We start from the raw sequence: 14,148 nt of genomic DNA, 5'->3' as shown, positions 1-14,148 counted from the left end.
CTGACCCCGTTCAGTGCGCCGCCGCTTGACTTGGCCGGATTGGTCACGACGGTCAACGGGCATGTTGCGGGATTGGCTTCGTCGGCCACGGCCGCGCTGAGCCCGGTGGCCGAAGGCGTCGCCGCGGCGGCGCCCGCCCTGGTTGCGGGCGTGCAGTCGGCGGCGGCCGCGGTGCCACTGGACATGGCGATGTCGGTGGTGCAGGCGGGGGCGATGCCGGCCAGCATGTTGATCGGTCCGATGATGCAGCTGGGACAGACTGCCGGCGCCGGAACCGCAGGTTTGGCGGGTGCGACGACAGCGGCCGATCTGGGCGCCATGCCGGCGCTGGCCAGCGACGTCAATCCAATGAAGGGCCTGGGTGCCGGTGGTGGCGCTGGATTGGGCGCCGGGATGGCGGCCGGCCTGGGCAATGCGCGCCTGGTGGGTGCGATGTCGGTGCCGCCGACCTGGCAGGGGTCGGTGCCCAAGGGCATGGCCAGCTCGGCGATGTCGGGTGTCGGGATGAACGCCGCGGAGATGGCTCAGGCCGCCGGTGCCGGTGCCGGTGCTGCAGGCGGCGGCATGCCGATGATGCCGATGCCCATGGGTGGCGGTGGCGCTGGACAAGGCATGCCCGGCGGCATGATGGGCCGCGGCGGGGCGAGTCCGCACGTGGTGCAGAACCGGCCCAGCGTGATCCCGCGGACCGGAGTCGGATAACCAACGACGTCAAAGGCGCGGGTGACGCATCGGGGGATCTGCGTCGTCCGCGCCTTTGTCAGCTCAGGGGTCAGATCGCATGTGGTGCAAGCTTATTCAGCGGTAGGCCAATCCGCGGCTCAGCAGGAACGCGCCCAGCAGTGCGATGACGACTCCGAAGAGCTGTTGCCGGCGGGCTGCTGCCCACCGGGTCACCGCCGACATCACCTGATCGGTCTTGGCGGGTGCCGCCAGCCGACCGATCAGGGGGAGTTCGACGAAGGCCAACGCCACCAGGGTGTACAACCCGGCAGCGCCGAGCTGGATGCCTGCCGCGGCGTCTGAGGCGACGATCGCGGTGAGCGCGGCAAGCAACCGAAAGTCGATCAGCATCCCAACCCCCAGGGCGAACGCCACCGCAACCGGCCGGGCGAGCAAGGCGCAGCGGGCGCGGGACGACCACCTGGCGAAGGGCGTGGGTCGGGGTGCCGTCATCGGCAACCGCGAACGCCGCGACGCCAGGCCAACCGCGGTCGCTGCAATCAGTAAGGCCACGGCGCCCATTGCCACCTGAACGTGTCCGGCGGTGGAAGTGGCAGTGGCGATCTGCAGCCGGTGCACGACGGCGACTGTGCGATCGCGCAATCCGAACAACACCCCGACCGCCATGGTGGCGCTGATCGCGACACCGCCGAGCCAGAACGCGACCAGGGGGCCAACGGCGCGGGGACGCGCCGAAAGCGCCGCGCTGACCGCGATCCGAACCGGATCGGCGGTCGCCACAAGAGCTAACACCAGCACCGTGCACCACATCTCGAAGGACGTTACAACCGGCTGCCGGGGTAGCGGAACTCGTTCGCCGGCAGTGATTTTCCCGCTGCCCAGGACTGGGCCGGCCGCTCGGTCATTCCTGGCGTAGCGCTGAGAAACACGGCGCAGCGACTGAGGCGCGACCACGCCGCTGACCACGTTGGACTGGGGGACCCGCGGCCCGAATTGCAGTCGCCGACCAGCTCTTTGAGAAATCGATCAGGAATGTGGGATTGACTAAGTTTTTTCCGACGGCCGCCCCCGACGGACACGGTGGGCCGGCTTAGCAGAGGCCCGGGCGGGGGCCACCGGCCCGGGGCGGCGCACCGGTCGGCAGCAAGGCCGGAAAGTGCACGCTGCGCCAAAAATTATTCCGAGATTTTAGGGGTATAGCAGCGTGGATTGTCTTAAGATTCGAGAGCTTGGTGGTTGTGCTTGCCATTGAGTGCGTGTGTTGACATCAGTTTGGAAGTCATTGGAAGGAGACAGCGTGCTTCTGCCTCTGGGTCCGCCCCTGCCGCCCGACTCTGTGGCGGCGAAGCGGGGCGAGTCGGGCATGCTAGGCGGATTGTCAGTTCCGCTGAGCTGGGGTACCGCTGTCCCGCCGGATGACTACGACCACTGGTCGAAGGACTCCGAAGCTGGTGTCGAAGACGTCGTCGTGGTGCCTGGTGCGGTCGATCCGGAACCGATCGAACCAACTAACGACGAGTGGGATGAGTGGGGTGAGTGGAAACAGTGGGAAGCGGAGAACGCCGAACCACGTTTCGAGATGCCACGCGGTAGCAGCGTGGTCCCGCATTCGCCGGCAGCCGGATGAGAGAAGGGGTCAAGACTGTCGTTGGCTACGGGTGATTGACGGCTTCGGGACGTCACGAAGCCAGTAATCACATCGATCGAACACTGGAAATCCGAAAACACTTCCACAACCAATAAGGAGAAAAGCAACATGGCAACTCGCTTTATGACCGACCCGCACGCAATGCGGGCCATGGCGGGTCGTTTCGAGACCCACGCCCAGACCGTCGAGGACGAGGCCCGTCGCATGTACGCGTCCTCGCAGAACATCGCGGGTGCGGGCTGGAGCGGTCTGGCCTCGGCCACCTCGCTGGACACCATGGGTCAGATGAACACCGCTTTCCGCAACATCGTGAACATGTTGCACGGGGTGCGCGACGGGTTGGTTCGCGACGCGAACAACTACGAGCAGCAAGAACAGGCTTCGCAGCAGATCCTGAGCAGCTAACTCTGACGGCGGCGAAAGCCGCTGCATCCCAACAACATTCACAGACCAAGGAGAACAGGTTCAATGACAATCAATTACCAGTTCGGCGATGTCGACGCGCACGGCGCTCTCATTCGCGCCCAGGCTGCCAACTTGGAGGCCGAGCACCAGGCCATCGTTCGCGATGTGCTGGCTGCCGGTGACTTCTGGGGCGGCGCCGGTTCGGTAGCTTGCCAGGAGTTCATCGCCCAGTTGGGCCGCAACTTCCAGGTGATCTACGAGCAGGCCAACACTCACGGCCAGAAGGTCCAGAGTGCCGGCAACAACATGGCGCAGACTGACAGCGCCGTCGGGTCCAGCTGGGCCTGAGAGAAGTTCCCGGTTCGGGGCGGCGCACCGCTGGGCGTTGCGCCCGCCACGGCCACTGACTGCGCACGCTTGCTCGCGGTAACGCGAGTGGGCGTGCGCAGTTCTTTCTGCTCAGAACCGGCCGCCGCCACCCAGGAAGCCGCCGCCGGATGATCCCGAAGAGCCCGACCCGCCGAAGGATGTCGGGCTCCAACCGCCGAATCCGCCCCGCATGCCACCGCTGAGCAGATCGCCGATGATGATGCCACCCAGTACCGCGCCGGTGTCGCTGTCGTTGCGCCGGGTGAAGGCGCGCTGGGCCGCCTGCACGTCGGCGTTGGCCAGTGCCTGCGCCTCGGCTGCCCGGGTCGAGGCACCGTTGGCGTAAGCGATCGCATCGTTGAGGTTCGACGACTTTCGCTGCTGAGCGGCCTCGAGTTGGCGCCTGGCTTCCGCGAGCCGAGTCCTTGCCTCGGGCCCGATGCTGCCGCGCCGGGTGTCGATGTACTCCGATACCGCGTGTACCCGGGATTCCGCGGTGAACAGCGCCTGCTCCAGCGAGTGCCGGAGGCGTTCGGTGTTCGCCTGCTCCTGGGACACCGTGGCCACCAGCCGGTCGAGTTCGGCGTCGGCCTTGGTGAGCCGCGCGAAAGTACTCAGCGGGTCCGACGTGCCTCGCACCCCTGCCGGGCCGCCCGCACTGTCCACCGCCCTGGCGGCGGCGTCGCGCGCAGCGATGAGCTCACCGGTGTGCGCTGCGTTGTTGCCCGGCGCCTTCTGCAGCAGCTCGTTGGCGCGCCGGATGCCGGTCTGGATGTCAGACAGCAACGACGGCAAGTTGTCGACGGCATACCGGATGTCGTCGGCTGCGCTGTCCACCGCATCGAGTAGCGAACGCGCTTGTCCCAGCGCGGATTCGGCGCTGCGCACCGAATCCGCCAGTCGCGTCTGCTGGCCGCTCATCGCGTGGCCGGCCAATTGGCGGGCCGTGGCGATGTTGCGGTCGGCGAACTCCAGCCGATCTCTGGCGGTGTCCACGTTGGCCGAAACCGAAGCCAGCGCCGCGGCACCGAATTCTTTGTGCAACTCGGCCAGGTGCTGGGTGGCGGGCTCCACCCGGCTGGTCAGTTCCACATACACCTGGGTCAACGTATCCAGCCGCGACGACGCGTTGATCACCAGATCACGCAACTGCTCGAAGGCTTCGGTCTGGGACTCCAACTCACGGTCCGCGGCGGCCGCGGCGACGATCACCCGGGTGAGCAGTTCACGTCGTTGTGCAGGCGTCTCGGGGATACTGTCGTCGAGTTGGTGGCGCACCGTGAATGCTTGCGCCAGTGCAGCTTTGGCGTTGTTCACGGCCTGGGTGAACGGTGCGGTGCGTTGTTCGCCGAATTCCTCGATGGCCAGTGCGAGCTCGTTGGAACTGGTGCGTACCGCATTGTCGACTTCCACCACCTTCGAGCGGGACAGCTCATCGAGGATGTCCAACGGGACCGCGGCCAGCGCGGTCGCATCGGTGGGATCCACCCGTCGCGCCGCCGCCAGGGCATCGGCCCGGCGCCGCCGCGCACGCCGGCGCATCACCAGCAACAGGATCAGCAGCAGCACCCCGATGGCCGCGACGATGGCCGCCAGCGTGATGAGCAACTGCGGTGACCACGTCGACTTCGGTGGCTTGTTGAGTCCGTCCGCGGCGGCCACCGCCGCCCCACTCCAGTCGCTGTTGTGCAGCGCCGGTTCGATCTGGTTGCGGCGCAGGTCGTCGACCCGTCGGGCGCTGACGCCCGGCAAGCCGCTGCGCGCCAGGAAGGCGTACGCACGGTCGGTGGTGGCCACCGCCAGCAACGCGTCGCTGCTGTGCAGATCGCTGGCCCGGAAGGTCTGCTCGGCCCACGTCTGACTGTCCAGCCCGGAGAAGGTGTCGACATAGACCACCCACAACCGGATGCGCCGTTCGCCGTAGAGCTTGATGGTCGCCGCCGTCACCGCGGCCCGACCGGACTCCGACAGCGCGCCCGCGTTGTCGGTGACGTAGCCCGGCAACCGGAACGGTGGCTGCGCCTGCGCCTGCGGCGCTGCCAGCAGCCCGCCGGTCAGGCCGACGGTGACGATGGTCAGGATCACGCCCAGCAGGCGAACAATGCGCATAGCGCTAACTTAGCTCCGGCGACCGTCATTTCGACCATTGCGGCCCCGTGGACGGGGTGCGGTCCGCGCAGGGCCCGCACCCCATCCCGGCCGCGCAGCAGTCAGGCCTGCCCGCCACCGGCTCCCAGCGTCCGCTGCATGTCGGATTTCATCGCGACCAACTGTGCGTTCCAATAGCTCCAGCCATGGACACCGCTGCCGTCGATGTTGAAGGTGGCGTTGCGTCCGCCGGCGGCGGTATAGGCGTTCTTGAAGTCGACGTTGCTCTGCAGTACGACCTGCTCGATGACCTGGCCCGGGAGGCTGTTCTGCCCCAGTTCCGAGGGTGTTCCGTTGCCGCTGTACACCCACAGGCGGGTGTTGTTGCCGGCCAGTCGCCCGGCCTGAACGGTGGGATCGTGCCGCTGCCACCCGGGTCCGCCCGACGGGCCCCACATGTCTTCGGGGTTGAAACCGCCTTCGTCGTTCATCGCGAACTTGATCAGCGTGGGTCCGTTGCCGCTGGACGGTGTCAGGTACGCCGAAAGCGAACTGGCATAGGCAAATTGACTGGGATGGTAGGCGGCGAGGATCAGTGCCGACGATCCGGACATCGAGACGCCGACGACGGCATTGCGCGTGGTGCGGACGCCCTTGCCCGCCAGGTAGGCCGGTAGCTCACTGGTCAGGAAGGTTTCCCATTTGTAGGTGGCGCCGTTTGCCGACCCGTACCAGTCGGCGTAAAAGCTGGAGCGTCCGCCGACCGGCATGACCACCGACATACCGGACCCCTGGTACTCGTCGAACGCGTTCGTTTCGATGTCCCAGCCGTTGCGGTCGTCGCGGGCCCGCAATCCGTCGAGCAGGTAGACCGCCGGGGCACCACCCTGCTGGAACTCCACGGTGATGTTGCGGCCCATCGCCGCGGAGGGCACCTGCAGGAATTCGGGCGCTGCGGCCCGCGCAGCCGGTTCGTTGCCGACCACCCCGAGTAACGCCGGGACGGTGGCCGCCGCGCACGCGGCGGTTGCCAGTCGGCGCATCCAACGTTTGTTGTGCACGTACTTCGTCACTATTGATCCACTCCTGAACTGCGCAAGGGATTCGCCCGGCGGCACACTGTGGGCGGGCCGGTCGGGCGCACGAGCGGGGAATGTCGAAGATCAGGTCTGATCGCGGCGACGACGCACCGGAAACCTGTCGAGACCCGCCAGTTTTCTTCAACCCTGGATCCGACCCAGTGAGCCTGTTGATACCCCTGACCGTCCTGCCTAAACCGGTATCCGGCTGGCTGGGAGAAGTGACATCGACCGCTGGCAGACTGTGGGGCGGTGAATACAGATCGGGACGACCCTTACGACGACTTCGACCGCGAGCGGCGGGTACTCGAAGCGCCGAAGAGTGCGGGTCTGCCCGGTACCGAAGGTCAGCACCGCACCGACTTCGCCCGCGACCGGGCGCGCGTGCTGCACAGCGCCGCGCTGCGCCGGCTGGCCGACAAAACCCAGGTGGTCGGGCCACGGGAAGGCGACACGCCGCGCACCCGGCTCACCCACTCGCTCGAGGTGGCCCAGATCGGGCGGGGGATGGCGATCGGCCTGGGCTGCGATCTGGATCTCGTCGAGTTGGCCGGTCTGGCCCACGACATCGGCCACCCACCGTACGGGCACAACGGTGAGCGGGCGCTCAACGAGGTCGCTGACGCCTACGGCGGTTTCGAGGGAAACGCGCAGAACTTCCGTATCCTGACCAGCCTGGAGCCCAAAGTTCTTGACGGACAAGGGCGTAGCGCGGGGCTGAACTTGACCCGCGCCGCGCTGGACGCGGTCACGAAGTATCCGTGGTCGCGCAGCGCCGGAGAGCGCAAGTACGGCTTCTACGACGACGACCGGGAGGCTGCCGCCTGGGCGCGCGCCGGCGCCCCGGGTCGGCGCACCTGCCTGGAGGCCCAGGTCATGGACTGGGCAGACGATGTCGCCTACTCCGTGCACGACGTCGAAGATGGTGTGGTCTCCGAACGCATCGACCTGCGGGTGCTCGCCGACGAGGACGAAGCCGCTGGATTGGCCAAGCTGGGGGAGAACGAGTTTCCCCAGGTTGGAGCCGATGACTTGATGCAGGCCGCGCGCCGGCTGTCCGGGCTGCCGGTGGTTGCCGCCGTCGGTAAGTACGACGCCACATTGGCGGCGGCGGTCGCGCTCAAGCGGCTGACCAGCGAGCTGGTCGGACGGTTTGCCACAGCTGCCATCGCTACTACCCGTGCGGCGGCCGGGCCGGCGCCGCTGGTGCGTTACCAGGCCGAATTGCACGTGCCGGATCTGGTCCGGGCCGAGGTTGCAGTGCTGAAAATACTTGCGCTGCAATTCATCATGTCTGACCCACGCCACCTGGAAACTCAGGCCCGGCAGCGCGAGCGGATTCACCGGGTGGCGCACTGGCTGCAGACCGGCGCCCCGCAGACCCTGGACCCGATGTTTGCCGCGGCGTTCAATGCCGCGGCCGACGACCAGGCGCGGCTGCGGGTCATCGTCGATCAGATCGCCTCCTACACCGAGGGGCGACTGGAACGCATCGACAGCACGGCCGGTAAGCGTCCGGGCAACGGCCTACACTGAGCCCGTGTCGAGTCCGGCGGGTTCCAGGGACGCCGGCCGTCCCGGCGGTCGGTCCCGAATATCCGATCGCGACATCGCCACCATCAGGGACGGGGCCGCGATCGAGGACGTCGTCGGCGACTATGTCCAACTCAAGCGCGCCGGTGCCGACTCGCTCAAAGGTCTCTGCCCGTTTCATAACGAGAAATCGCCGTCCTTTCACGTCCGCCCCAACCACGGCCACTTCCACTGCTTCGGGTGCGGCGAGGGCGGCGACGTCTACGCCTTCATCCAGAAGATCGAGCACGTCAGCTTCGTGGAAGCCGTCGAGATGCTGGCAGACCGGATCGGCCACACGATCAGCTACACCGGCCCGGCCACCAGCGTGCAACGCGACCGCGGCAGCCGTAGCAGACTCGTCGCCGCCAACGCGGCGGCCGCGGCGTTCTACGCCGAGGAGTTGGAGTCCGCCGAGGCCGCCCCGGCCCGCCAATACCTGACCGAGCGCAGCTTCGACGCCGAGGCCGCCCGCCGTTTCGGCTGCGGATTCGCCCCCTCGGGTTGGGACAAACTGACAAAGCATTTGCAGCGCAAAGGTTTTGAGTTCAAGGAGCTGGAAGCTGCGGGACTCTCCAAGCAGGGGCGCCGCGGCCCCATCGACCGGTTCCACCGGCGACTGTTGTGGCCCATCCGCAGCTCGGCCGGTGAGGTGATCGGGTTCGGTGCGCGCCGGCTGTTCGATGACGACCCGATGGAAGCCAAGTACGTCAACACCCCCGAGACCGTGCTGTACAAGAAATCCGCGGTGATGTTCGGGATCGACCTCGCCAAACGCGATATCGCCAAGGGACACCAGGCGGTGGTGGTGGAGGGTTACACCGACGTGATGGCCATGCACCTGGCCGGGGTCAGCACCGCGGTCGCGTCCTGCGGCACCGCGTTCGGCGACGAGCACCTGGCCATGCTGCGCCGGCTGATGATGGACGACAGCTTCTTCCGGGGCGAGTTGATCTACGTCTTCGACGGTGACGACGCCGGTAAGGCCGCCGCGCTCAAGGCTTTCGCCGGCGAGCAGAATCTGGCCGGCCAGTCCTTCGTGGCGGTCGCGCCCGACGGCATGGACCCGTGCGACCTGCGGCTGAAGGCCGGTGACGGTTCGCTGCGCGATCTGGTGGCCCGGCGAACCCCGTTGTTCGAGTTCGCGATTCGCACCGCACTGGCCGAGATCGACCTGGACAGCGCCGAAGGCCGGGTGGCCGCGCTGCGTCGTTGCGTGCCGATGGTGGGCCAGATCAAGGACCCGACGCTGCGCGATGAGTACGCACGCCAGCTCGCCGGCTGGGTCGGGTGGGACGACGTCGCGCAGGTCATCGACCGGGTGCGGGGTGAGGCCAAGAAATCCCGCAGCGGCGGCGGGTCCGTCGCCGCGAAGCCGTCCCGGCGTCCGGCGCGGGAACCCGTTGCGGCCAACCCTGACGCGGCGGCCGCCGATCCCGGTGTGGCCCGGCCCGATCCGCGTGACCCGACGCTGTGGCCGCAGCGTGAGGCGCTCAAATCGGCGCTGCAGTATCCGGCGCTGGCCGGTCCGGTGTTCGACACCCTGACCGTCGAAAGCTTCACGCATCCGGGTTATGCCGCCGTGCGGGCCGCGATCGAGACGGCGGGCGGCACCTCGATCGGCGTCAGCGGCGGCCAATGGCTGGACATGGTGCGCCAGCAGACCAAGTCGGCCCTGACCGCCGGTCTGATCAGTGAGCTGGGCGTCGAGACGATCCGCGCCGACGACGAGCAGTTGCCGCGCTACATCTCGGGGGTACTGGCCCGGCTGCAGGAGGTGTGGATGGGTCGGCAGATCGCCGAGGTGAAGTCGAAACTGCAGCGCATGTCGCCGATCGAACAGGGCGACGAATACCACGCGTTGTTCGGCGACCTGGTCGCGATGGAGGCCTACCGGCGCAGCCTGCTGGAGCAGGCCAGCGGCAACGACCTCACCGCGTAGGTTGCGCCTCGACCGTTGGATCCAGGTCCTGCGCGCTGCGTTCGACGACGGTGGTCCCGGCGTCGATCTCGGCCAACGTCACGAATCCGGTGTCGGGGGAGATTCGGTTGGCGATCTTGCGCCGGCCCCCCTCGATCAGCGATCTGGTCACGGGGCTGCTGGTCACGGCCCGGTAAGTGCCGGCGATCTGCTCGTAGCGGCGACGTCCGGCCTTCGTGCCCAGCACGTAGCCCACCCCCAATACGGCGACATACCCGATCAAAGCGATCCCTCCGAGATGAAATGCATTGGCTCCATCCTGCCTCATCTGTTCGGCAACGGCTGCGCAAGCGCCGGTTGGGTCTAATTGGGTACAGCCCTGCCAGTACGCTAGAGTCGTCCCGCGGTCAGCGCCAGCGTTCGTTGGACTGATAGTCCCCTGTAGCTCAACTGGCAGAGCATTCGGCTGTTAACCGAAGGGTTGAAGGTTCGAGTCCTTCCGGGGGAGCGCTCAACGGGTATTTCTACCGCCGGTGTGCAATATATGTGCGAGGATGGGGTCTGAGAAGAGCGCCTGCGTAGCGAGAGTCAGACAATGCGGGCCTGGCATTATCAATGTGGTCTTCCGAGCTCGCCAAAAGCCGGTTCCGCAATTGCTTCGCGTGTCAAGGGATGTCGTTGGCAGGTACCTCCGGCGAACTTTGAAACCTGGCACGCGCGGTCTGCGCCTTCGGCTACGCTGCCCGACATGCGAAGTACTGCCGTTGTCGGGTATGCCGCCACCACCGTGTTGCCGCCTAATCCGGCCAGCCGATGACCGAAGGCAAGAAAACGGTCCTCTGCTCGCATTGTGCCGCGAGGTTAAGGGTCCCGGCGGATAGCACACAAAAGCGATTCAAGTGCGCCAAGTGCGGCGAACACACGACCATCCAGCTCGGGCTAGCACTCGCCGATAACGCGACGGCGAAGGATCCCGAGGATAGTGTCGCGTCGTCGATAGCAACGGAAACTCGTGGTGGCAGGAAACGGATAGTAGTTGCTTCCGTAGCGGCACTAATCGTTCTTATCACGATCGCAACCGGATTTTTCTGGAAGAACAATCACGATACGCAGATGCGCAACGAAGCGAGTGCTGCGTCGTCTTCGAAGGCCGCGGCTGCCAAAGCCGCCGCTGATGCCCAGGCGGCAGATCAGGCTCGTCGTGATGCCGATGCCAAGCGCGCCAAGCGTGCCCTAGCTGTCATAGACATCGAGGCGTCGATCAAGACGTTGGCGCAAAAGCACGTTTCCGACGGATTGTTCGACGGCCCGGTGTTATCGGTGTCGTGTTCGCCTGTCGGAGGTGGATCAACCGACGACTTGACCGCAAAGACGACGGTGTTCGACTGCTTCGTCGCAACCAAAAACAACGGTGACGGCACATCAACCGGCAGAAAATATCACGCCACCATGAACTGGGACACCGAGAATTACACGTACGGTTATGGACCTGCGCGGTGACGTCTTATCCGGCGGACTTCCACTTTCCGCAGCCGTTGGTCATGAACACCAGGCGGTGATCGCTGTTGATCGTGCCGTCCCATGAACTCACGTCGCCGTCCGCTTGAATATTCACCCGCACCATCTCGCCGGGAGCGGCTGTCCCCTCATCAAGGACCAGCCCCGGTCGATAGCGTGCGACAGACCGGTTGACCACTGGCAGTTGCCTGTTGCGGTCGCTTGGTAGACACCCCAATCTTTGCCGTCCATCCCGCCCATCTGGTGGGTGCCGTCGCCGGGAATCGTCGTGTGATCGTCCGTCGGTGCAGCCTGGCCCGGCGTCGTGCCCGTCGAGGAGTCGTGTTGGCTAGATACCGCCACCATCACAACGACGCAGCTGCCTACGAGGAAAAAGGTACCCATCAGTATGACAGCACACCCAACACCCTTCTTGAAGATCCCCATGGCCGGGATGTTAGCTAACCCGGAATAGCGAGTTACAGGCTTCGACAGCAAAGGCTGCAGGAGGCGCAATGAATACGAAGACGGGAATCTGCAGGCTGCATGGTGCGCTGGCGGCCGTGATTGCCGTAGTGGCTTTCGTTGCAGCCTGCGGGGGTACCGAGTCGGCAAAGGTAAAAGACACCACCAGTGCACCGTTGGCGACCGCTGCGCCGCAAACGACATCCCAGGAGACTCGGCCCGCACCGACCGACGCGCAGGTTAAGCAGGCTTTCGAGGCGTACATCAATGAACGGGCCAACAGCGGCGTCATGGTGGCCCAGTCGGTTACCTCGGTGGTGGTGACCAGCGGCGTAGTGACCGTCACCGTCGATGCAAAGCCCGTGGTCTTGGAGCTGAGCCCGTTCCACAACCTGGCCGAGTTTTTTGGAACTCCGATCGCCTTCAACGATGACGAAGGCGTGTGGCTCCGCCGAACCGCTCAAAGGGTTGATGTGGTCGATGCCGCTGGAGGCTCGCTGGGCTCGATGACGGCGGCCGAGTTGAACAAGATGGGGGCAGGTTAGGCAGTACCGCATTGCATTGGCTTATCGCCGAGATTGCCGACATCGCAGTGTATTTCATACTTCGGGCTTCATTTGATATCGGCGTGTCGGTGTGGGTATTAGCAAGTTCTTGGCAATGCGGGGGGCCTCGATGAGGTGTTCGGCAGAGGTGTGGAGAAAAGAATTTCATTCTCATGATCCTGCACGACCCGGCAGCGTCGGCCTAAGTCGGCGAAACAGCACGGTTAGCTTCCTCCGCACCCCCGGTTTTTTTGGGCGCTGCGTTGTCGGCTCGATTGTGGATGTACATGACATGCCGTGTTGCCGGGATCAGATAAGGTGCGAATACCGACCGCCCGCGCAGAATTCTTGGCATTGAAGCATTCAGCCAGGCAAGCGTCCAAGCTAACGGAGCGTCCGTTTCTACAAAAGCCCACATAGACTGGTCGGCGAGCTGCGTGGTGCCGTCTGGCTGCGGTAGGCCCAAGTCGATGCCCATTGGGTTGTCCGGTCGCACGTAAAGCCAGAGCCCGTGCCCGAGTATGCAGATTGCATCCCGCGGCGGCTGTGGGGTTTCCGCCCAGTCGTATTCGCCAACGGACTTACCCGCAGGGGGTGGGATCACTCCCGCACTGTTCAACCGATTCTGGATGGTGTCGTGGGTAATCTTCTTTCGAAAGCCATGACGAAATATGGTGGAACCAGGCCGATTTGCTTCATATAAGCCTGTTCTCTTCCGCTCGTTACACCATCATCGGAGTTGAGCGTCATCCGAAGCCGTTTAAATCGCGCGCCCTTCTTAATGCAGTCATCGAGCTTGCTAGGAGTCAAGCGAGCCTTGACCGCTCCCGCTGCGCACACACCGTCTACGACATAAGTCCCCGATTTGTCTCCCGGAAACGACAGCGGGTGGTCGGGGTTGGTAACGACGACGTCGGTCTGCCGCGAGCCATCGCCGAAGGCGTCATACATGTGACCGTTGCCGACCCCATATCCTGACGGCAGATACTGACGGAGCGTCTCTCTAAATGCCGCTTCCGCCTGTTGACCCACCGTCAAACTGTGGTCCGATTCGAGACGCGCTTTGGCCAGCGAAGTTTGAAGTTCCAGTTCGACGTTCGCGAGGATGCGGTGAAACCGAAGACTGGCGGGGCTGAAGCCGCGCCGGTGACTTTGCTGTTCTGCCATGGCGCGAGTATGCGGGACTCCACCGGCATTCCGAGGTATGTCGGCAACGGTGTCCCGTCAGCGGCCAGGATGATGGGGGCAACTGACTGGCACACGTACCTATGGGTTTACCGCGTGAAGCTCACTAGCGTAAATGGGTAGTATTCTCCTCCGCTTCGGCGGTCATCTCCCGGCGAAGCGTCGGCTACCAATTGGTCAGGATGAAGTGGTTGAGCATCAGCGCGCCGATCACGTTGAGCGCCAGCCACCAGCGCTGCGATGATCGCGGCAGCAGCGCCGGAGCCGCCGTCAACCACACCGTGAACGGCAGCCAGATGCGTTCGGTCTCGGCCTTGCTGAGCATGCTCAGATCTGCGCACAGGATCGCGGTTAGTGCCGCCAGCACCAGCAGATGCAGACCGGATAGCCGCCGAATTGCCGGCAGGTCGAAGACCCGGCCCAAGCCGGCGACGCTGCCGAGGCCCACGGCGCAGACGACTGAGGCGAAGTTGGCCCAACCCCAGTATTGGAACGGCCGATTCATCGCGATGCCCTGCCAATAACGCTGCTGGACCAGTGTGTAGCCGTCGAACCACCAAAAGCCTGTCACGGCAAAGGTGAGCGCTACCGCCATCGCCGCCGGAACCGCCACAGCCAACGTGATCAGCGCCGCTCGACGATTGCGCACCGCAATCAGCACCGCCACCGCCGGCAAACCCAGCAGCACCA

General features: G+C 65.2%; 13 protein-coding genes, 1 tRNA gene and 1 pseudogene. 9 read left to right on the top strand and 6 right to left on the bottom strand.

The features are described from left to right. Positions 1 to 702 (top strand): PPE family protein, SVP subgroup (locus AC5Y5Z_RS25210; protein WP_499928219.1); only part of this gene is annotated, 702 nt, incomplete at its 5' end. 96 nt (positions 703 to 798) lie between these two features. On the opposite strand, the gene AC5Y5Z_RS25205 is transcribed toward AC5Y5Z_RS25210, so the two are convergent. Then, positions 799 to 1,494, bottom strand: coding sequence for a GAP family protein (locus AC5Y5Z_RS25205; protein ID WP_499928217.1), 696 nt, complete (start codon positions 1,492 to 1,494; stop codon positions 799 to 801). Positions 1,495 to 1,981: 487 nt separating this feature from the next. On the opposite strand from AC5Y5Z_RS25205, the gene AC5Y5Z_RS25200 reads away from it, so the two are divergent. From AC5Y5Z_RS25200 to AC5Y5Z_RS25190, 3 genes are all read left to right on the top strand, one after another. Further along, on the top strand, positions 1,982 to 2,311 hold the full coding sequence (locus AC5Y5Z_RS25200) for a hypothetical protein (RefSeq protein ID WP_463824770.1): 330 nt from the start codon (positions 1,982 to 1,984) through the stop codon (positions 2,309 to 2,311). Positions 2,312 to 2,440: 129 nt separating this feature from the next. After that, a complete protein-coding gene (locus tag AC5Y5Z_RS25195; protein ID WP_463824769.1) occupies positions 2,441 to 2,737 on the top strand; it encodes a WXG100 family type VII secretion target in 297 nt (98 codons plus the stop codon). A 63-nt stretch (positions 2,738 to 2,800) separates the two neighbouring features. Beyond that, on the top strand, positions 2,801 to 3,085 hold the full coding sequence (locus AC5Y5Z_RS25190) for a WXG100 family type VII secretion target (protein WP_463824768.1): 285 nt from the start codon (positions 2,801 to 2,803) through the stop codon (positions 3,083 to 3,085). A gap of 111 nt (positions 3,086 to 3,196) precedes the next feature. On the opposite strand, the gene AC5Y5Z_RS25185 is transcribed toward AC5Y5Z_RS25190, so the two are convergent. Then, positions 3,197 to 5,215, bottom strand: a complete 2,019-nt coding sequence (locus AC5Y5Z_RS25185; RefSeq protein WP_499928215.1) for a TPM domain-containing protein — start codon at positions 5,213 to 5,215, stop codon at positions 3,197 to 3,199. A 101-nt stretch (positions 5,216 to 5,316) separates the two neighbouring features. Then, on the bottom strand, positions 5,317 to 6,237 hold the full coding sequence (locus AC5Y5Z_RS25180; RefSeq protein WP_463824938.1) for an esterase family protein: 921 nt from the start codon (positions 6,235 to 6,237) through the stop codon (positions 5,317 to 5,319). Positions 6,238 to 6,525: 288 nt separating this feature from the next. Here AC5Y5Z_RS25180 and AC5Y5Z_RS25175 point away from each other — a divergent pair, with 288 nt between their 5' ends. Together AC5Y5Z_RS25175 and dnaG are read left to right on the top strand one after the other, a co-directional pair. Further along, the gene (locus AC5Y5Z_RS25175) at positions 6,526 to 7,809 is read left to right on the top strand and encodes a deoxyguanosinetriphosphate triphosphohydrolase (protein ID WP_499928213.1); all 1,284 of its coding nucleotides are present in this window, start codon (positions 6,526 to 6,528) and stop codon (positions 7,807 to 7,809) included. A gap of 4 nt (positions 7,810 to 7,813) precedes the next feature. Continuing rightward, positions 7,814 to 9,787, top strand: coding sequence for a DNA primase (gene dnaG / locus AC5Y5Z_RS25170; protein ID WP_499928211.1), 1,974 nt, complete (start codon positions 7,814 to 7,816; stop codon positions 9,785 to 9,787). On the opposite strand, the gene AC5Y5Z_RS25165 is transcribed toward dnaG, so the two are convergent. Continuing rightward, a complete protein-coding gene (locus AC5Y5Z_RS25165; RefSeq protein WP_499928209.1) occupies positions 9,777 to 10,049 on the bottom strand; it encodes a hypothetical protein in 273 nt (90 codons plus the stop codon). The two genes, dnaG and AC5Y5Z_RS25165, sit on opposite strands and share 11 nt — an antisense overlap. A 152-nt stretch (positions 10,050 to 10,201) precedes the next feature. On the opposite strand from AC5Y5Z_RS25165, the gene AC5Y5Z_RS25160 reads away from it, so the two are divergent. From AC5Y5Z_RS25160 to AC5Y5Z_RS25150, 3 genes are all read left to right on the top strand, one after another. Then, positions 10,202 to 10,274 (top strand) — tRNA-Asn (locus tag AC5Y5Z_RS25160). Positions 10,275 to 10,579: 305 nt separating this feature from the next. Continuing rightward, positions 10,580 to 11,266: a DUF2510 domain-containing protein gene (locus AC5Y5Z_RS25155; RefSeq protein ID WP_499928207.1), complete on the top strand. Its 687-nt coding sequence runs from the start codon at positions 10,580 to 10,582 to the stop codon at positions 11,264 to 11,266. A gap of 512 nt (positions 11,267 to 11,778) precedes the next feature. Beyond that, positions 11,779 to 12,273 carry a hypothetical protein gene (locus AC5Y5Z_RS25150; protein WP_499928205.1) on the top strand — a complete coding sequence of 165 codons (495 nt, stop codon included), beginning with the start codon at positions 11,779 to 11,781 and terminating at the stop codon, positions 12,271 to 12,273. Positions 12,274 to 12,888: 615 nt separating this feature from the next. Here the strand turns inward: AC5Y5Z_RS25150 and AC5Y5Z_RS25145 are convergent. Both AC5Y5Z_RS25145 and AC5Y5Z_RS25140 read right to left on the bottom strand, forming a co-directional pair. Then, positions 12,889 to 13,440 carry a DUF6602 domain-containing protein gene (locus AC5Y5Z_RS25145; protein ID WP_499928203.1) on the bottom strand — a complete coding sequence of 184 codons (552 nt, stop codon included), beginning with the start codon at positions 13,438 to 13,440 and terminating at the stop codon, positions 12,889 to 12,891. Positions 13,441 to 13,624: 184 nt separating this feature from the next. Continuing rightward, a pseudogene (locus AC5Y5Z_RS25140) lies at positions 13,625 to 14,148 on the bottom strand (hypothetical protein); the annotation flags it as partial.

This window comes from Mycobacterium sp. NGS29, assembly GCF_059812965.1.
Note: the sequence above shows the minus strand (reverse complement) of the source record. Positions and strands in the feature narration are given on the sequence as shown.

Coding starts and splice junctions, on each gene's coding strand:
- AC5Y5Z_RS25205 (WP_499928217.1), bottom strand. CDS start 1,494: ATGTGGTGCACGGTGCTGGTGTTAGCTCTTGTGGCGACCGCCGATCCG.
- AC5Y5Z_RS25195 (WP_463824769.1), top strand. CDS start 2,441: ATGGCAACTCGCTTTATGACCGACCCGCACGCAATGCGGGCCATGGCG.
- AC5Y5Z_RS25190 (WP_463824768.1), top strand. CDS start 2,801: ATGACAATCAATTACCAGTTCGGCGATGTCGACGCGCACGGCGCTCTC.
- AC5Y5Z_RS25185 (WP_499928215.1), bottom strand. CDS start 5,215: ATGCGCATTGTTCGCCTGCTGGGCGTGATCCTGACCATCGTCACCGTC.
- AC5Y5Z_RS25180 (WP_463824938.1), bottom strand. CDS start 6,237: ATGCGCCGACTGGCAACCGCCGCGTGCGCGGCGGCCACCGTCCCGGCG.
- AC5Y5Z_RS25155 (WP_499928207.1), top strand. CDS start 10,580: ATGACCGAAGGCAAGAAAACGGTCCTCTGCTCGCATTGTGCCGCGAGG.
- AC5Y5Z_RS25150 (WP_499928205.1), top strand. CDS start 11,779: ATGAATACGAAGACGGGAATCTGCAGGCTGCATGGTGCGCTGGCGGCC.
- AC5Y5Z_RS25145 (WP_499928203.1), bottom strand. CDS start 13,440: ATGGCAGAACAGCAAAGTCACCGGCGCGGCTTCAGCCCCGCCAGTCTT.